We start from the raw sequence: 18,044 nt of genomic DNA, 5'->3' as shown, positions 1-18,044 counted from the left end.
ACCGAGCACAGCATAGGATGTCAATGATGAAGTTACCCACGAATCTGCCAACGTACGCTACCGGTCTAAAACAGGTCCTCACGGCCCTGAGAGCCAAACCCCCTGTCTGCGGCATAAATCCGGAAGATTTTGAATGGAAAACTTCCTATGCAATACAACAGGATAGCAATAATTTAATATCCCTCAAAGAATTAGGTTACTCCTTAAAAGACTATGAAGACAGCATTTTGGCTATGACATCATTCAAAGGCCCCTGTAAAATTTTGACCAACGCCGGAGAAATACTGTTACGCGAGATCTGCTTAAATCTTGAAACTTACGCCAGAAGCAGTAATTTTATTATCTCAAAAAGGACTCGCGCTGCAGATAGCCATTCTAAATTCATCTATGACATGATCAGAGATCGAAATTTCTTGCTTAATTTATCCAAAATTGCTCAGGCTCCTCTGGTTCCTCATCTCATCAGAAATGCAGCTACACAAGTGAACTATTACTATCCTGAAGACGACGATTGCCAGGATAAAAAAATCGCAAAATGGCATGTTGATGGAATGAACTTTGTCTTCAATATATTATTAAGTGATGTTACGGAGTTTGAAGGAGGTGATTTTATCTATTTCAAAGGACCAGTAAGCCAATTTTCATTGCGTCCTAATGATGATTTAGTCATGACCAGTCCTTCCAAACATATCGGTGATACAATTTATGTTCATGGGAGTAAGGTATTTCATGCCGTAACACCAGTGACGAAAGGTAAGCGTGTTTCAATTATTCTTTCCATGTATTGCCCTTACTTGCCAGAGATGGATTCAAATACTTTCTGGCATGTTGCTGGTGATGACGGAGTCCCGGCCACGCTGAAGAGTTGGGGGGCTTTTCAAACGGCTAAAAAAAGGAGCCATGCTGCCTATTCCGCTATCGGTTGTGCTCCTATAACATGGGAAGATTTAGCATGACTCTTTCCAAAGCAAGTTTGATAAATATGATTTTATCAGCAGGCTTTGTATTAACCTGGAGCTCTGGATTCATCGGTGCTCTGTTAGTTGGTGATAATAATCCGTTTCAAATTTTATTTTTACGGTTTTTAGTTATTGTCGTCATAATGTCACCTGTTGTAGTAATATTCAGGAAGAATATCCTTTCCGTGTTGGGCGATTTTAATAAATTTAAATTTGTTGCAATAACGGCTTTGTTTGGACAGTTTGTTTACTTGGTGTGCGTGTTTTACGCTATTAAATTAGGATTGCAAGCGGGTATTGTTGCACTCATTGCAGCATTGCAGCCCGTGGTTACTGCCTTGCTTTCAGGTGTGTTGCTAAAAGAAAATCTCATTTTTAGACAATGGGTTGGGCTTGGTATTGGTTTGCTTGGTACTTGTTTTGTTATCATCGGCGGGACTATTGCTGACAATGGCTCTTCATTACCTATTTGGATTTATTTGCTGCCATTTATCTCGATGCTAAGTCTTACTGCCTCCACTATTTATCAGAAAAAAAATGTCAAGATAGAAGTTAAACTCCCTCCATTGATGTTTATGCAATCCATAATAAATATGATTGCATTTTTGGTTATCTGTATATTTCTGGTCCCTCTTGAAGATTGGTCTGGTTTTGATAACTGGTTTGCGGTGCTCTGGTTGGCTTTATTTTCTACGCTTGGCGCATATGGTCTTCTGGCAATTATGCTTCGACGAGGTGAGCTTAATAAAACGGCTAGTCTTATTTATTTGGAACCGCCCACAACGATGGTATTCGCTTATTTGTGGTTTGGTCAGCAGTTGAATATTTATGAAATTATTGGCTCAGCAATTGCGTTATCTGGTGTAATAATGGTTATTTATCGGCGTTCCCACCCATCGTTCAGAAAAAATGACTTGCCCAAAAACTAATCATTGGCTGACTTGATTACAAAGAACCGGTTATTCCCCGGTCCTTTGCAAGAAAGTTGAAGCGCAGTGCCAAATGGGTCAGAAGTCGTCCTTTATCCTGATTCAGTCTGACAAAGAAATCGGGCAGACGAGAGAGTGGAAGGGCGGCATGATGACGCTTTTTCAGTACGGCAATGGCTCCGCTCAAATCGAGCGTCGGGTTATATTTGATCATCTGATTCTGAATGGCATAACGCATGATACTGACGATACGTTGCTGCAACCGCATGGCGATCTCCAGAAATCCTTTGTCTTCGATGGCGTTGAGAACACACAGCAAATCAGCCGTGCGGATATCGGAAATGAGACGGCAGGATAGGCACCAACGGCCAGCTTCCTTTCCACGATAGCGGTACTTGAGACACCAGAGTTTTGAACCATTGGGTTTGACCAGAAGGTAAAGACCGGCGCTATCACTCAGCTTGAAGGGTTTGTCTTGGGGCTTGGTGTTTCGGATCACAACATCAGAAATTGACATTTGGGGGCCTCGATATTATCGAACCGAAAAGGCCCTAATAAAGCCCCCAAAAGTTGTGGCAGTCAACGTAATAATATGGAACTCAGCGTAACCACATTTACGTATAACTTATTGATTTTGCTGCATCCATGGACGTCAGTAAACATCCTTGGAATAGAAAGTGGCTCCTCTGACTGGACTCGAACCAGTGACATACGGATTAACAGTCCGCCGTTCTACCGACTGAACTACAGAGGAATCGTGTGAACGAGGCGAATAATAGCGAGGCGTATTGGGTTTGTCAAAGCACTAAAGTGAGGGAAAAGTGCGTTTGCTGCCAGATTGAGCATATTGGCTCGTTTTTCGGCACTTTGCTTTGATGAACAACGCGAAAAAATGCGGTTCTATAGGGATGACAAAGAGTAACGGGTTCAACATACAGCTAAACGGGCGCAGTATGCAGCCCCCACAAAGTGAGCTGGTTGCCCATTTCGCCATTCCCCTGTCATGACAGAATGTTAAGCAGTATCGCCATAAAGCGATCCCACTAAAATACTCCTCATCGAATATAAATTAATCAGGAAGGGTCTTAACGCCATCTGGATAGGGCCACCAACGAAAACCCAAAATATCTGCTTATTTTTTACCAAACTGTGATCGAGATTGTTTTTTTAGTTTTCAGCGTTAGGATGCTTGGTTTTTTTAATAAAGTTGATATAAATCAAAATAATAGCGCTAGTCGCCTGACGATAAGTGATTTTTTTTAAGATTCTTCTATGTTACTCTGGAGGGCATTCTATGCTGATGCCAGTAATGAAGCTCTCGCAGATCTTGTCAATGCTTGCTTTATTACTCTATGCTACGCCAAGCCATTTTTATAGCGGTAAACCACGCCGTTCCTTTGTTTCCCGGAGTTTTTTAGTAATGAAAAAAACAATCGCCATAGCCGCATTGTGTGTGTTGCTGGCAGGGTGCCAGACTGCGAAAACCAAACCTGCCACCGCCGCCGGTGTCCCTGCACCAACCCCAGTTACACCAAGCGCTACCGTTACGCAGCCAGCTCAGCCGATGGCTTCTGTCGGTACCGATGACATCATGTATCCCTGCATGAAAGAGCTGAATGCTCTGCAACAGGTTAGCCCGCGGTTGTATCAAACCCGCAGCGTAGAATTGAACGATATTGTGGCGCAGGCCAAGCTTTACATGCGCATTCGTGACAATGTCAGCACCGAAATCCATCAAATCATGGATGCTGCCTATCAGTTCCGCATTGCCAAAACCTGTAACCGTATCAGCACCGATCTGACCAATGCCTTGATCGAGCGTGTGACTGGCGCCTAACGCGCATACCCCGTATTCAGATATTCCGGGAATACATGGTGTTGTACCAGAAACGCTCTCTTAGGGAGCGTTTTTGTTTTCTGCTCATCCAAAATGCCCTCCAGTTGCACCAGCAAGGTGCGCCAGCAAATTCTTCTTGTTCTTTTCTAACGCTCGTTGCCCGTTAAAACCAGTGAGCCTCCTCATTTTTACGGCTGAGAGCGCCAGCAAATCGGCTCTATTTTTGTATGCGCCGTCACAATGGCTAGATTTTTGCTTGGATAAACGCGGGTAAATCGGTTGCGCTCTCGCGCAAATTATTTTCCCCGACTACACATAAAGTGACTGCTCCACGTCATTTACCCGTCGTCCTGCAACTGCCGCCGTTATTGGCCGCAATTTGCACCTGGCCGGGTCTACGGTCTTTCGCTAAAACAGTGCTGAGGAATGCAAAATGTCATTGAGATTGCTAAAAACCCCGCTTGCTGCTCTGCTTATTGGTTGTTTTAGTACGGCTTTTTCTGCACATGCCGATATCGTGATTGGCGTCGCCGGGCCATTCTCCGGCCCAAATGCTACCTATGGGGATCAATACTGGCGTGGGGCCTCGCAGGCTGCCGCAGACATCAATGCGGCCGGGGGGATTAAAGGGGAAAAAATCAAGCTGGTGCAAGGCGATGATGCTTGTGAACCTAAGCAGGCAGTCTCGGTAGCTAACCGGTTGGTCGATCAGGATCACGTCGCTGCGGTGGTGGGGCACTTCTGCTCGTCTTCTACCATGCCCGCTTCAGAGGTGTATGACGAAGCCGGGATCATTGCCATCACACCCGGTTCCACCAACCCGCAAATCACCGAACGTGGCATGAATAACATGTTCCGCATGTGCGGCCGCGACGATCAGCAAGGGGTCATCGCCACCAATTACATGTTGGATACCCTGAAGGCGAAAAAGATTGCCGTCATCCATGATAAGGACACCTATGGCCAGGGCTTGGCAGATGCCGCCAAGGCAGAAATGAACAAACGTGGCGTGAAGGAAGTGATGTATGAAGGGCTGTCGCGCGGTGAGAAAGACTTTAACGCCCTGGTGACCAAAATCGCCTCGGTGGATCCAGACGTGGTGTATTTCGGCGGCTGCCATCCAGAGGCGGGTCCGCTGGTGCGCCAGATGCGTGAGCAAGGGGTGAAAGCTAAATTCTTCTCCGGCGACTGTATTGTTACCGAGGAGCTGGTAACGGCGGCCGGCGGGCCACAGTACACCACTGGCGTGCTGATGACCTTCGGTAACGATCCGCGTCAGATCCCAGAAGGGAAGGCGGTGATTGCCAAGTTCCGCGAGAGTGGATTTGAACCAGAAGGGTACACGCTGTACTCCTACGCATCGATCCAGGCCATCGCCGCTGCGTTCAATGCCACCGGCGGTAAAGACAGCGCCAAGGCCAGCGAGTGGTTGAAATCTCACGATGTGGATACCGTGATGGGGAAAAAAGCCTGGGATAAAAAAGGTGACCTGAAGGTATCAGACTACGTGGTCTACCAATGGGATGACAAAGGCAAATATCACCAGCTCTGATGTAAAGATCAACGGATCCGAGCGTATGGCGGATCCGTTCCTTAACCCCCTTTGGGCCGCGTGGTGCTGAACTTGCGGCTCGCCCATCAGGTGAGATTGCTTATTATGGATGTATTCTTCCTGCAACAGCTGATTAACGGCCTGACCCTTGGCGCGGTGTATGGCCTGATCGCCATCGGCTACACCATGGTGTACGGCATTATTGGCATGATCAACTTCGCCCACGGCGAGGTGTATATGATTTCTGCCTATCTGTGTGCAATTGGCCTGGCGCTGCTCTCTTTCTTTGGTCTCCACTCTTTCCCGCTGTTGATCCTGGGCACCCTGGTATTCACCATAGTGGTCACCGGTGTTTATGGCTGGGTGATTGAACGTATCGCTTATAAACCGCTGCGAAACTCCACGCGTCTGGCTCCGCTGATTTCTGCCATCGGTATGTCGCTGATCCTGCAAAACTATGCGCAGATCAGCCAAGGGCCGCGCCAGCAGGGGATCCCCACGCTGCTGGACGGCGTTTTTCGGCTCAATTTTGATGGTGGTGTGATCCAGATTACCTACACCAAGGTATTTATTCTGGTCGCTGCACTATTGGGTATGGCGGTGCTTACCTACGTGATCCAACGCACGCGGCTGGGGCGTATCTGCCGGGCTACCCAACAGGATCGCAAGATGGCATCGATACTCGGCATCAATACCGATCGGGTGATCTCTCTGGTGTTTGTGATTGGCGCGGCGATGGCCGGATTGGCAGGGGTGCTGGTCACCATGAACTACGGCACCTTCGATTTTTATGTGGGCTTTATTATCGGCGTCAAAGCCTTCACCGCAGCGGTGCTGGGGGGCATTGGCTCATTACCCGGCGCGATGCTCGGAGGCTTGCTGCTTGGGGTGGCAGAGGCACAGTTCGCCGGCATGGTGAACTCGGATTACAAGGATGTGTTTTCATTCGGTCTGCTGGTGGTGATCCTGATTTTCCGCCCTCAGGGCCTGCTGGGGCGACCAATGGTCGCTAAGGTGTGAGGGAAAACTATGTCTCAATCCACTGTTCATCAAGGGCTGAGTGTTAAACGCAGCCTGCTGGATGCGGTTCTCGCGGGCCTGATCGCGCTGATTGTGTTTGGCCCGATCGTCGGCATCGTGCTGGACGGCTACAGTTTCAACTTTGAGCCACGCCGCCTGGTGGTGATTATTGCGGTAGTGATGGCGGGGCGGCTGTTACTCAGCCTGTTTTTGCAAACGCCGCTGGGGCGCAAGGTGTCGGCGCGTTTTGAGGGGGGCAATGACGGTGTTTATGTTCGGCCAGTCGGCGCCAGAACGAGCCTGCGTTGGATCCTGCCACTATTGGCGGTGTTGGCATTGCTGTTCCCGTTTATGGCGACCAAATACCTGCTGACCGTGGCGATCCTCGGCCTGATTTATGTGTTGTTAGGGCTAGGATTGAACATTGTGGTGGGGCTGGCCGGGCTGCTCGATCTGGGTTACGTGGCGTTTTATGCCATTGGTGCCTACGGTCTGGCGCTGGGCTATCAGTATTTGGGCCTGGGTTTTTGGGCGATGTTGCCGTTGGGGGCGCTGATGGCGGCGCTGGCCGGGGCATTACTGGGGTTCCCGGTGCTGCGTATGCACGGTGACTATCTGGCGATAGTGACGCTGGGCTTTGGTGAGATCATCCGCCTGGTGCTGAACAACTGGGTATCGTTAACCGGCGGGCCAAACGGCGTTTCGGTTCCTGCACCGACCCTGTTCGGCCTGGAGTTTGGCCGCCGAGCCAAGGAAGGGGGAGTACCGATCCATGAGTTCCTCGGTATTACCTATAATCCCAACCTGAAGTTTATCTTCATCTACGCGGTGTTGTGTCTGGTAGTGTTGCTGGTGCTGTTCGTCAAACATCGGTTGACGCGGATGCCGATAGGGCGGGCGTGGGAAGCGTTACGGGAGGATGAAATCGCTTGCCGTTCGCTCGGGCTTAATCATGTGCTGGTCAAACTCTCGGCGTTTATGATGGGGGCTTCCACCGCGGGTATCGCCGGGGTGTTCTTTGCCACCTATCAAGGGTTCGTCAATCCAACGTCGTTTACCTTCTTTGAATCGGCGCTGATCCTGGCGATCGTGGTATTGGGTGGAATGGGATCAACTATCGGTGTCGTGCTGGCGGCCTTTGTCCTGACGGTGGCCCCGGAACTGCTGCGCAGCTTTGCCGAATATCGAGTGTTGCTGTTTGGCGTACTGATGGTGTTGATGATGATCTGGCGGCCACGCGGCCTGGTGCGTATCAGCCGTAGCAGCTTTACGCCACGCAAGGGGGTAGCACCATGAGCGATGCCATTTTGCGCGTTGAACATTTGATGATGCACTTCGGCGGCATCAAAGCGCTGAACGATGTGAATCTCGAAGTGGAGCGTGGGTCGATCACCGCGTTGATCGGCCCGAACGGCGCGGGGAAAACCACGGTGTTCAACTGCCTGACGGGGTTTTACCGTGCCAGCGGCGGGGCGATCCTGCTCAATACCCACAAACGGCCGATTGATGTGATCCGTATCCTCGGCCAGAAATTCCGTGCCGGGGACTGGATTAACCCCGCGCAACTGGGGTCGCGTCTGTACTACAAAATGTTTGGTGGCACACATCTGGTGAACCGAGCCGGATTGGCCCGCACCTTCCAGAATATCCGCCTGTTCCGTGAGATGTCGGTGGTGGAGAACCTGCTGGTGGCACAACACCGTTTGAGTAACCGCAACCTGATTGCTGGCGTGCTCAATACGCCTGCCTATCGCCGGGCAGAAAATGAAGCACTGGACCGCGCATTTTACTGGCTGGAGGTGGTCGAGTTGGTGGACTGTGCCAACCGGCTGGCGGGGGAGATGTCCTACGGCCAGCAGCGGCGGCTGGAGATTGCCCGCGCGATGTGCACCACCCCGGAAATGATCTGCCTGGATGAACCTGCCGCCGGGTTGAACCCGGTGGAAACCGCGACCCTGAGCCGGATCATCCGCTTTCTGCGCCAGCATCATGAAATTACCGTGCTACTGATCGAACATGATATGGGAATGGTGATGGAGATTTCCGACCGGGTGATCGTACTGGACCACGGCAATGTAATTGCCGAGGGAACGCCGCAGGAGATCCAACACAATGACAGCGTGATCGCCGCCTATCTGGGCGCAGACGAAGAGGAGCTGGCGGGATGAGCGAGGTGATGCTGGAATTTCGCGAGGTGGATGTCCATTACGGCCCGATCCAGGCGCTGCAACAGGTGTCATTGCAGGTCAGGCAAGGGGAAACCGTAGCGTTGATCGGGGCCAACGGGGCGGGGAAATCCACCTTGCTGATGTCAATCTTTGGCCAACCCCGCATCAGCGGTGGGCAGATCCTGTTTCAGGGGACGGATATCAGCCAGCGGTCGACGCATTTTGTGGCCAGTAGCGGTATTGCCCAGGCCCCGGAAGGGCGGCGGATTTTCCCTGACATGAGCGTGGAAGAAAACCTGCTGATGGGCACTATTACCCTCGGCAGCCATCATGCTGTTGAAGATATGCAACGGATGTATGAGCTGTTTCCCCGCCTGAAAGAGCGGCGTAACCAGCGGGCGATGACCATGTCCGGCGGTGAGCAGCAAATGCTGGCGATAGCCCGTGCGCTGATGAGTCGGCCAAAGCTGCTGTTGCTGGATGAGCCTAGCCTGGGGCTGGCACCGATCATCGTCAAACAGATCTTCAGCATTCTGCGTGAACTGGCCAACGGCGGCATGACAATTTTCCTGGTGGAGCAGAATGCCAATCATGCCTTGAAACTGTCCGATCGGGGTTATGTGATGGTCAATGGGCAAATCCGCCTGAGCGGCAGCGGCGCGGAACTGCTGAGCAATCAGGAGGTGAGAAAGGCTTATCTGGGGGGCGCATAAAGGCAATCGCCCCGGTGAGGGGCGCATTGACATCCTTGATCGAAGGGGCGCCGCATGTGTGCCCCTGCTGTTGAAAAAAACAGCGTCACAAAAACGTGATCTAGGTCGCATTCTGGTTACAGGTTAGTTAAAATGGCACCACTGCCAGCCCCTGTTCCGGAACACCTTACGATGGATGAAATCAGCACTTCCCGCTCGACCGCCTGGATGCGCGTGGTCGTCTTGGCCATTTCGGCATTTATCTTTAATACCACCGAATTTATCCCCGTCGGATTATTGAGTGATATTGCCCAAAGCTTTGGGATGCAAACCGAGCAGGTGGGGCTAATCATCACCATTTATGCCTGGATCGTTGCCACGATGTCGCTGGTTTGTATGTTGCTGACCAGCAAGATTGAGCGGCGTAAGCTGCTGATCGGGGTATTTATCCTATTTATTGCCAGCCATGTGCTCACCGCGGTGGCCTGGAACTTTACCACCTTGGTGATCTCGCGTGCCGGTGTGGCGCTGGCGCACTCGGTGTTCTGGTCAATCACCGCGTCATTGGCCATTCGTGTCGCACCCGCAGGCAAGAAGGCGCAGGCACTTAGCATGCTGGCGGGGGGAACCGCGCTGGCGATGGTGTTGGGCTTACCGTTAGGGCGAGTGGTGGGGCAGTTACTCGGTTGGCGTATGACGTTTATTGGCATTGCCGTGTGCGCCACCCTGGCGTTGGTGATGCTGTGGCGCTTGCTGCCGGTGCTGAAAAGCGAGCATTCCGGTTCACTGGCCAGCGTTCCCCTGCTGTTCAAACGCCCGGAGCTGGTCAGCCTGTATATGTTGACCATCATTGTGGTGACCGCGCACTTTACTGCCTACAGCTACATCGAGCCCTTTATCCAGACCGTGGCCGGGTTATCTGCCAACTTCACCACCTTGATGCTGTTGCTGTTTGGTGCTGCGGGTATTGTCGGCAGCCTGCTGTTCAGCCGCTACAGCGAACGTTTCCCGTCGGGTTTCTTCATCGGGGCAATTGGTATGCTGGCCCTCAGCCTGTTATTGCTGTTGCCCGCCTCCGGTAATGAAACGACTCTGACGTTGCTGTGTGTGGTTTGGGGCATGGCCATCATGGCGATTGGTCTTTCAATGCAGGCGAAGGTGCTAAGTCTGGCACCGGATGCGACCGATGTCTCGATGGCGATCTTCTCCGGTTTGTATAACTTTGGGATCGGCGGTGGGGCGTTGCTGGGCAACCAGGTCAGCCTGCATCTGGGAATGCCAAACATTGGCTTCGTCGGTGCGCCGCTGGCCCTGATAGCCCTCGGCTGGTGTGTATTGAGTTTCTACCGCAGCGAACGCTTGCAGCACCATCGGGCCTGATCCATGTTCCCTTGATTGCCGGGCCCGGCAATCAAGGGCTATCTAAGACGTACCCTCTCTTTAGCTCCCATCTTGCCGCCATGTTTTGCTACCAGATACGCAAAATATCAACGCTCATGTTTCACCGTCATCGAAATGCTGGGATCGGCCCCCAGCTTCATCATTGTGGCCGCTGTCTCTCGTACCAAGCTCCGACATAATGCAATTTATAGGTTTACACCTATATAGCTTTTGGCCTATATTGCTAAGGAGCACATGTGTGGGAGATTAAAACAACGGATATGTTTGATGAGTGGTTCAGCCGGTTGGAGGACACTGACAGAGCTTCTGTGCTGGCGTCACTCATTGTACTACGTGAAAAAGGTCCTCAGTTGCCCAGACCTTATGCCGACACGGTAAAGGGATCGCGCTACAGCAACATGAAGGAACTACGCGTGCAAAGCCGAGGCATACCGATACGGGCATTCTTTGCCTTTGATCCACGTCGTCGCGGTATTTTGCTTTGTGCTGGTAACAAGGCCGGTAATGAGAAGCGTTTTTATGAGGTGATGATCCCGATTGCCGATCGGGAGTTTACCCAATTTCTGAATACATCAGAGAACAAGGAGTAGGCCATGGGCAGAACACTGGAACAAATCCTGGCGGAAGAAAAACCTGAAGTAGCGGCCAGCGCTGAGCGCATTGCGGCGGATACGCTGCTCAATATTCACCTGGCCGAACTTCGTGAGCGGGTGCAGAAAACCCAGGTTGAAATGGCGCAGGCGCTTGGCATCAAACAACCCACCGTCGCGGGTATGGAAAAGCCTGGCCGCGATCTGAAGCTCTCCTCGCTCAAGCGCTATATCGAGGCTGCGGGGGGCAAGCTGCGTCTGGATATCGAGCTGCCGGATGGTTCGCACTACGGGTTTGTTATTTAATCAACTGGCTCGATGATTCAACCCTAAATCTGTCGCGGATAGGTTTGAACGCTGTAGCTTGCCAGGCGACGGGTATATATTGTTTGCCTATCGTCGGCAACGGCAGCGTTTGAACTTTGCGCCATCTTATTAGGAGTTTGATTATGTCCAGCACCCATCTGTCAGGTACTTTTACGCTCGGCACGCACACCGTCAAGCGGCTCGGCTATGGCGCCATGCAGCTCGCCGGACCGGGAGTTTTCGGTCCGCCGAAGGATCCTGAAACGGCCATCGCGGTTCTGCGTGAAGTGATTGCCAACGGGGTCAACCATATCGATACCAGCGATTTTTATGGCCCGCACTATACCAATCAAATCATTCGCCAGGCACTGCATCCTTATGCCGACGATCTGGTCATTGTCACCAAGATCGGCGCTCGCCGCGATGAGCAAGGCGCATGGTTGCCTGCGTTTTCTCCGGCGGAGCTGACCCAGGCCGTGCATGATAACCTGCGTAATCTGGGGTTGGATGTGCTTGATGTGGTCAATCTGCGCTGCATGTTTGATGCACACGGCCCGGCAGAAGGGTCGCTTGAAGAGCCACTCTCCGTGCTAGCCGAGCTACAACAGCAGGGGCTGGTCCGCCATATCGGGCTGAGCAATGTCACCTCGGCTCAGGTTGCGCAAGGGCAGAAGATTTGTGAGATTGTCTGCGTACAGAATAATTACAACCTGGCACATCGGGATGACGACGCACTGATCGACGAACTGGCTGGCAAGGGCATTGCCTACGTGCCGTTCTTCCCGCTGGGTGGATTCACGCCGTTGCAGTCTACGACGTTGTCAGACGTTGCGCAGCAGGTAGGAGCCTCGCCTATGCAAGTGGCACTTGCCTGGTTGCTGCAGCGTTCACCAAACATTTTGCTGATCCCAGGGACATCTTCTCTGGCACATCTGAAAGAAAATCTTGCCGCAGCCCAACTCAAACTGCCGGGCGAAGCTATTGCGAAGTTGAATGCGATCTAAGGCAACCCGATAGCTGTAACCTTTGCGGGAGCCCTGGGTTCCCGCTAAAAATACATCCTCCCAGCATTCCCATCCCTCTGCGGATCAACGCCAGTCCTCTTTTCTTTAATGTATTAATAAAATCCATTCTCGTCAGGAAATAGACAAATGTTGTCTTAAATGTGTCCATCTCATAAGATGATTGTTAATATGTTAACGAATAATCACCAAGACTTACGCCCACAGCCGCTGAGGCGTTATTGATGATAAAGGAGCCGCTATGCCACCTGCCTTTACTAACCGGCCGCCACGTTGGTTGATCCCGCTACTGGGATCGCTGGTGGCTTTTGGCCCGCTGTCGATTGATATGTATCTGCCTGCGTTACCCGCGATGGGGCAACAACTGCATGCCACACAGGGGCAGATGCAGCATTCATTGGGGGCATTCTTTGCCGGTTTTTGTATCGGTATGTTGCTGTACGGGCCGCTTAGCGATCGGCTAGGCAGGCGAAAGCTGTTGCTGAGCGGCATGCTGCTGTTTGTGATTGCCAGCGTGCTATGTACGCAGGTCACGCAGGTTGAGCAACTGGTGGTATTGCGGGCGTTACAGGCATTTGGTAGCGGGGCCGCGGTGGTGATGGCGCGCGCCATCGCCAGGGATGTTTATGCCTCGGAAGAGCTTCCCCGAGTGTTATCGCTAATGACGCTGGTTACCATGATCGCACCGCTGCTGGCCCCGTTGTTGGGCGGTGCTTTGCTGATGGTCTTCGACTGGCAAGCCATCTTCATGTTGTTGGCGGTGGTGGGCTGTATCAGCGGGTTATTGGTGTTCTGGGTACTGCCGGAGACGTTAAAAACCCCTCCAGGGCAGTCAGGCAGCATCCTGAAGGCGTTTCATAACTATTGCCTGTTGGTCCGTGACAGAGAAGCGATGGGCATTATTGCTACTCTGGCGTTTTCCTTCGCGGGGATGTTTGCCTTTATCAGCGGTTCTCCCTTTGTCTACATCAGCTACTTCCAGGTGCCCGCTCAGTATTACGGGCTGCTGTTTGGCTGCAACGTCATTGGCATGATCGCCGTGCTGCTGCTGAACGTGCGGATGCTGAAGGTCTACAGCCTGCCGCGATTATTGATGATACAAAGCAGTGCCCAGGTATTGTTTGGGCTGTTGCTACTGGTGTTCCATCAGCAGAGCCTCTCCATCCTGGTGATTCTGGTGGTGTTGTTTATGTCGCTGGTGAATGCTATTGGCACCAACAGCCTGTCGCTACTGTTGCAACAACGCGGTCAACAGGCTGGGAGTGCCAGTGCCCTGGCGATCTCGTTGCAGTTTGGTATGGGGGCGTTGGCAAGCCTGGCCGTTTCCTGGTTGCAGGATGACACACCGTTTGCCATGACGTTGGTGATGGCCGTCTGCGCGGCGCTAGGTTGGGTAGGGCAGAGGATGTCTGTGGCGCGAATAGGTTCACGGCTGCATGAATAGGTAGGATGTGGTGGTGAAGTTTTCATGCGCATTGCCGTTGCCGACAATGCGCATGAGGTTTACCGAGTAAACTCACTGACTATTGGCAATAATACCGCGCAACAGCTTCTTCAAAATGCCCACTTCGTCTGCCGTGAAGGCGGACAGGACCTGCTCTTGCTGTTTGGCAGCAATATCTCTCAGCACGCTGGCCTGGCGTTCTCCTGCCTCGGTCAAGTGATGGCCATTCTCGGTGCTGGACACCAAACCTTTACGGTACAACGCTTCCTGCGCCTCTTCGATTTCTCTGGTCGGCATCGCCATTTCTGCCAGTAGGCAGGCCTTATCAAGGCAGGCGTCGCTGTCCAACACCAGCAGCATTCTGGCCTCGCTGGCCCGCAACCCGGTGGAGAGCTGCTTGGGCTGGTAGCTGCTTTGATAGCTGCGCAGCGCCTGGGTGAGCAAGTAGAAGACGTTGTTATTCAGGCGCTCCTGTCTGGCGCTGCCTACTGCGTTCTGTGCAACGCGCTCCGCCACCTGCGGGTAAGGCAGCACCATGGAATAGGATCCCTGGTGATACACCAGCGGTGCGCGGCCCAGATCGTCAAACGCCACCACTTTACCAATCAGGATCCAGTGGTCACCGCCGTCAACCTGCTGATATTTCTCACACTGAAAGCGTGCGGCACAGTCGGTCAGCAAAGGCACGTCACCCGCGCCGGCCTCCACCTCAATCCCGGCAAATTTATCCTCGCTGGGGCGGGCGAAACGATTGGAGATATCCATCTGATCGGCGGCCAGCACGTTAATGGCGAAGTGGCTGGCTTGTTCAAAGATCGCGTAGCTGCCGGAGCGTTTATCAATGCTCCACAATACCAACGGCGGATCCAGTGATACCGAGTTAAAGCTATTGGCCGTGACTCCCACGCGGGTGCCATCTGCGGTTGCTGCTGTCACTACCGTCACGCCGGTGGCGAAATTACCCAGCGCGCGGCGAAATGCGCGGGGATCCAAAGCAGGTTCTGTGTGATGTGTCATTAAATAGGTTCTCCTGCTCGTTACACCATCGTCGGATCGGGTTCTAACCCCATCAACTCGCGGCCTAATATCTGTGCACAGACATCGTAATCGGTATAGGCATGTGCCCCGGTCATGTGTGAGTCGCGGAACAATCGCTGGATCTCATTGCTTTCCATCCAACTGGTTGCCCCTGCGGCGCTGAACAAGCGATCAACCGATTCGATACACATTTTGACTGCGTAGGCCTGGTTGGTACGCCAGAACGTCAATGTCTGGTGAGAAGGATATTGGTGCTTGCGGCCGTGTTCGGCATGCTCCTGCCAGGTTTTTTCCAAAAAGGCACGGGCTGCAGCAACCTGATGGGTGGACTCTGCCAGACGCATCAGCGCCGGGGTGGCCGTTCCCACGCTGGCTCCGGTATAGGCTCGCACGCGGTTTTGGGTTTTTTCTTTAAAGGCGACCAGCATACGCTCCGCAACGCCAAGGCTGATGGCGGCAAAACCGCAGGCGAAATAGGGACGATAGGGCGAGTAGAAAATATTACTGTCTGGGTAGAGGCCGAAACCCGCAGAGCGCCCGTGCATCATATCCTGAGCGGCTTCAATGCGGTGGTTCGGCACGAAGGCGTTTTTTATGACCAACGTTTTGGAACCGCTGCCGCGCATGCCAACCGCAAACCAGTCATCACGAATTTCGTAATCGCTACGTGGGATCACGCCAAAGCTGTAGAGCAACTCACCGTCGGCGTTTTTGCGGCGAAAGCCGACAATCGCCCATTCGGCGTGGTCACAACCGCTGCTCCAGCCCATTTCACCGCTCAGATAGACGCCGCCTTCGGCTTCTTCAATACGGCCAAACGGGGCAATACTGCTGCTGGCGGTGGCATCTGGATTATCGCCCCAGATCTCTTGTTGCAGTTTGGGGGAAAACATCGCTATCTGATGGCTGTGGGTGCATAGCAAACTGAAAGCCCAGGCGGTTCCGCCACAGGCTCCGGCCAGCGCGGCGACACAATCGGTGAATTCTGGCAGGGAGATTTCCAGGCCACCGAATTTTTTCGGTTGAAACACCCGGTGCATACCTATGCTTTTTAACAAACGGATATTCTCATCCGGTACTTTTCGTTCGCTTTCCGCCTGTGCGGCATTGGCAGCGATAAGTGGCAGAATGGGCAGTAATTTTTCCAGCATCGGGTTGCTAGTATTCATCAGTTGGTTCCCTCGGTAGGGGTGGGCGTGGGATGAGTATGGGGGAAGGATATTTTAATGGAATGTAACATTCAGGTAAAAAATTGTACTTTTCATGTTAAATGTCGAGGGTGTGATCTGGAGGCGAGTTTGAGGCTCTTGGTTAGTCAACTGCAATGGACTGATACCAGAGTCATAAAACTTTGCGTAAGTAAGGAACGCGGTAGCCGTAGTCTGGCTTGTGGGTTTTCCTGTGAGTTGCGCAGCTTCGGTAGGTTGCATCAGGCGTTTGGCAATGTCGGAATCATTTAGCTCTTTATCGCTCAGTGCCTGATTCACATTCTGGGTGAAATGGAGAGTCAATGGGCCAGGTTAGATCAGGTGCCCGTCATAGATCCGCAAGTACCGATGGTAAAAATATTCAATATCGGTCGGTGAGTTCTCAGTTTTTCGGCGTAGGGTTTCTAAAATGGAGTGAAGTTTATCCGGAGAGAACCATGAAGCCTGAAAACAAAGTACGCGTGCTGGAAAGGATCTCACCACAAATGCGCGAGATCCTGGCGTTTCAGCAAGCGCATCCACAGCCTGCTGTTGACGAAAGTGATCTTCCCGCGCAGCGGCGAGCCTACAGTGATGAGCGTCGCTACTGGAATGAAGGTGGACCGCAGCCTGTTCGTAGCCAGGATATTATGGTACCCACATTCTGCTACGAGACAAAAACCCGGATTTACATTTCACAAGAGCGCGCCCAGGGAACGCTTTTCTATCTGCATGGCGGTGGGTTTGTTTTGGGTAATCTCGATACCCACGACAGGATCATGCGGCTGCTGGCGCACTATACTGGCTGTACTGTTATCGGAATTGATTACCCCCTTTCTCCTGAAACTAAATTCCCGCAGGGCATCGAAGATATTGTTGCTGTGTGTCAGTTTTATTATCACCACGCCGAAAGTTATGCGCTGAACATGGAACAGATTGGTCTGGCGGGTGATTCTGCTGGCGCTATGCTGGCACTGGCTTCCATGTTGTGGATGCGTGATAAAAATATCCACTGTGGTCACGTGAAGGGGCTTTTGCTCTGGTATGGACTGTATGGTTTGCGAGATTCCGCCAGTCGACGTTTGTATGGCGGCAGTTGGGATGGACTGACGCAGGAGGATTTAGCCTTCTATGAAACGGCTTATCTCAATAAGGTAAGCGATCGTGAATCACCGTATTACTGCTTGTTTAATAATAATCTTAGTAATGCCATACCACCCTGTTTTATCGCCACCGCAGAGTATGACCCGCTGGTTGATGATAGTGTGGCACTTTACCATGTTTTACAAGAGCATGGCCAGGAGTGCAGCTACAAGATGTACCCGGGTACGCTACATGCTTTTTTGCATTACTCACGCATGATGGATATTGCCGATGAAGCATTGCGCGATGGTGCACAATATTTTCGCCAGCAGTTGCGCTGAATTTGAATTTTATTTTTCGATTAGGGAAACTGTATGAATGATAAATGTATTGATAAACCGTTGTATTTATTAATTGCGGATTGGGTAATGGCACAAAATCGCTGGATTAGTGCCAAAGAAATTGCCTGTGAGTTTAATATCGCCCCCTGTAAAGCCATTAACACCGTTTCGTATATTCTGGCCGATGTTGAGGAAATCGAGTGTGAAACCAAAACGATGCCTACTCAGCTCAAGGGCAGAGGATGCCAGTGCCAGCGATTATTGAAAGTCAGCAGTATTGATAAGCAGTTATACGCCCGACTGGAATCTTCTTCTGAAGTAAAGAATGTATTCCATATCTCCTCACCCCGGCTGGCAGCAGTGCCGCCTGGGGAGCTTAACCAAGAGCAAAAGTGGCAGTGGATGCTATCCAAAACACAACGTCGGTAGGTTTATAACCTTCATACTTCAAGTTGCATGCGTGTTGGTAATACTC

Annotated in this window: 18 protein-coding genes and 1 tRNA gene; 15 read left to right on the top strand and 4 right to left on the bottom strand. The window is 52.0% G+C overall.

The annotated features are described in order from the left end of the window. The first annotated feature begins 23 nt into the window (after positions 1–23). Entirely contained in the window at positions 24–956 is a 933-nt protein-coding gene (locus IMQ33_RS12945) for a 2OG-Fe(II) oxygenase (protein ID WP_196061507.1), read from the top strand. Beyond that, positions 953–1,888, top strand: a complete 936-nt coding sequence (locus IMQ33_RS12940; RefSeq protein ID WP_196061506.1) for a DMT family transporter — start codon at positions 953–955, stop codon at positions 1,886–1,888. Before IMQ33_RS12945 ends, IMQ33_RS12940 begins: the two co-directional genes overlap by 4 nt. 16 nt (positions 1,889–1,904) lie before the next feature. Here the strand turns inward: IMQ33_RS12940 and IMQ33_RS12935 are convergent, their stop codons facing one another. Continuing rightward, a complete protein-coding gene (locus IMQ33_RS12935) occupies positions 1,905–2,405 on the bottom strand; it encodes an integrase arm-type DNA-binding domain-containing protein (RefSeq protein ID WP_196061505.1) in 501 nt (166 codons plus the stop codon). Between the two features lie 161 nt (positions 2,406–2,566). After that, positions 2,567–2,642, bottom strand: a tRNA-Asn gene (locus IMQ33_RS12930). A gap of 666 nt (positions 2,643–3,308) precedes the next feature. Here IMQ33_RS12930 and IMQ33_RS12925 point away from each other — a divergent pair. The 11 genes from IMQ33_RS12925 (at position 3,309) to IMQ33_RS12875 (ending at position 13,920) form a co-directional block, all read left to right on the top strand. Continuing rightward, the gene (locus IMQ33_RS12925; RefSeq protein WP_065683271.1) at positions 3,309–3,725 is read left to right on the top strand and encodes a hypothetical protein; all 417 of its coding nucleotides are present in this window, start codon (positions 3,309–3,311) and stop codon (positions 3,723–3,725) included. Between the two features lie 433 nt (positions 3,726–4,158). Then, positions 4,159–5,277 carry a branched-chain amino acid ABC transporter substrate-binding protein gene (locus tag IMQ33_RS12920; RefSeq protein ID WP_021805814.1) on the top strand — a complete coding sequence of 373 codons (1,119 nt, stop codon included), beginning with the start codon at positions 4,159–4,161 and terminating at the stop codon, positions 5,275–5,277. A gap of 105 nt (positions 5,278–5,382) precedes the next feature. Continuing rightward, a complete protein-coding gene (locus IMQ33_RS12915) occupies positions 5,383–6,297 on the top strand; it encodes a branched-chain amino acid ABC transporter permease (protein WP_021180268.1) in 915 nt (304 codons plus the stop codon). A 9-nt stretch (positions 6,298–6,306) separates the two neighbouring features. Next, a complete protein-coding gene (gene livM, locus IMQ33_RS12910) occupies positions 6,307–7,593 on the top strand; it encodes a high-affinity branched-chain amino acid ABC transporter permease LivM (RefSeq protein WP_024528100.1) in 1,287 nt (428 codons plus the stop codon). Continuing rightward, a complete protein-coding gene (locus tag IMQ33_RS12905) occupies positions 7,590–8,465 on the top strand; it encodes an ABC transporter ATP-binding protein (RefSeq protein ID WP_024528101.1) in 876 nt (291 codons plus the stop codon). Before livM ends, IMQ33_RS12905 begins: the two co-directional genes overlap by 4 nt. Further along, entirely contained in the window at positions 8,462–9,178 is a 717-nt protein-coding gene (locus tag IMQ33_RS12900) for an ABC transporter ATP-binding protein (protein WP_065683272.1), read from the top strand. The genes IMQ33_RS12905 and IMQ33_RS12900 overlap by 4 nt, the downstream gene beginning before the upstream one ends. 171 nt (positions 9,179–9,349) lie before the next feature. Next, on the top strand, positions 9,350–10,537 hold the full coding sequence (locus IMQ33_RS12895; RefSeq protein WP_161713890.1) for a sugar transporter: 1,188 nt from the start codon (positions 9,350–9,352) through the stop codon (positions 10,535–10,537). Between the two features lie 257 nt (positions 10,538–10,794). Further along, positions 10,795–11,148, top strand: a complete 354-nt coding sequence (locus IMQ33_RS12890) for a type II toxin-antitoxin system RelE/ParE family toxin (protein ID WP_098930548.1) — start codon at positions 10,795–10,797, stop codon at positions 11,146–11,148. Positions 11,149–11,151: 3 nt separating this feature from the next. Next, positions 11,152–11,454 (top strand): helix-turn-helix domain-containing protein, encoded by a 303-nt coding sequence (locus tag IMQ33_RS12885; RefSeq protein ID WP_065683275.1) that lies wholly within the window; start codon positions 11,152–11,154, stop codon positions 11,452–11,454. A 143-nt stretch (positions 11,455–11,597) separates the two neighbouring features. Beyond that, positions 11,598–12,458: an aldo/keto reductase family oxidoreductase gene (locus tag IMQ33_RS12880; RefSeq protein WP_196061504.1), complete on the top strand. Its 861-nt coding sequence runs from the start codon at positions 11,598–11,600 to the stop codon at positions 12,456–12,458. A 259-nt stretch (positions 12,459–12,717) separates the two neighbouring features. Then, the gene (locus tag IMQ33_RS12875) at positions 12,718–13,920 is read left to right on the top strand and encodes a Bcr/CflA family multidrug efflux MFS transporter (RefSeq protein WP_024528105.1); all 1,203 of its coding nucleotides are present in this window, start codon (positions 12,718–12,720) and stop codon (positions 13,918–13,920) included. A 72-nt stretch (positions 13,921–13,992) separates the two neighbouring features. On the opposite strand, the gene IMQ33_RS12870 is transcribed toward IMQ33_RS12875, so the two are convergent. Together IMQ33_RS12870 and IMQ33_RS12865 are read right to left on the bottom strand one after the other, a co-directional pair. Next, a complete protein-coding gene (locus tag IMQ33_RS12870; protein ID WP_161713888.1) occupies positions 13,993–14,937 on the bottom strand; it encodes a p-hydroxyphenylacetate 3-hydroxylase reductase component in 945 nt (314 codons plus the stop codon). Between the two features lie 20 nt (positions 14,938–14,957). Next, entirely contained in the window at positions 14,958–16,127 is a 1,170-nt protein-coding gene (locus tag IMQ33_RS12865) for a p-hydroxyphenylacetate 3-hydroxylase oxygenase component (protein ID WP_024528107.1), read from the bottom strand. A gap of 476 nt (positions 16,128–16,603) precedes the next feature. Here IMQ33_RS12865 and aes point away from each other — a divergent pair, with 476 nt between their 5' ends. Together aes and caiF are read left to right on the top strand one after the other, a co-directional pair. After that, positions 16,604–17,569 carry an acetyl esterase gene (gene aes, locus IMQ33_RS12860; protein WP_098930553.1) on the top strand — a complete coding sequence of 322 codons (966 nt, stop codon included), beginning with the start codon at positions 16,604–16,606 and terminating at the stop codon, positions 17,567–17,569. Positions 17,570–17,602: 33 nt separating this feature from the next. Beyond that, a complete protein-coding gene (caiF, locus tag IMQ33_RS12855; RefSeq protein WP_196061503.1) occupies positions 17,603–17,998 on the top strand; it encodes a carnitine metabolism transcriptional regulator CaiF in 396 nt (131 codons plus the stop codon). Positions 17,999–18,044: the final 46 nt, after the last annotated feature.

Origin of the sequence: Serratia sp. Res13-Sevr-LER1-36-b (assembly GCF_015673035.1) — a bacterium.
GTDB classification, from domain to species: Bacteria; Pseudomonadota; Gammaproteobacteria; order Enterobacterales; family Enterobacteriaceae; genus Chania; species Chania fonticola_C.
Note: the sequence above shows the minus strand (reverse complement) of the source record. Positions and strands in the feature narration are given on the sequence as shown.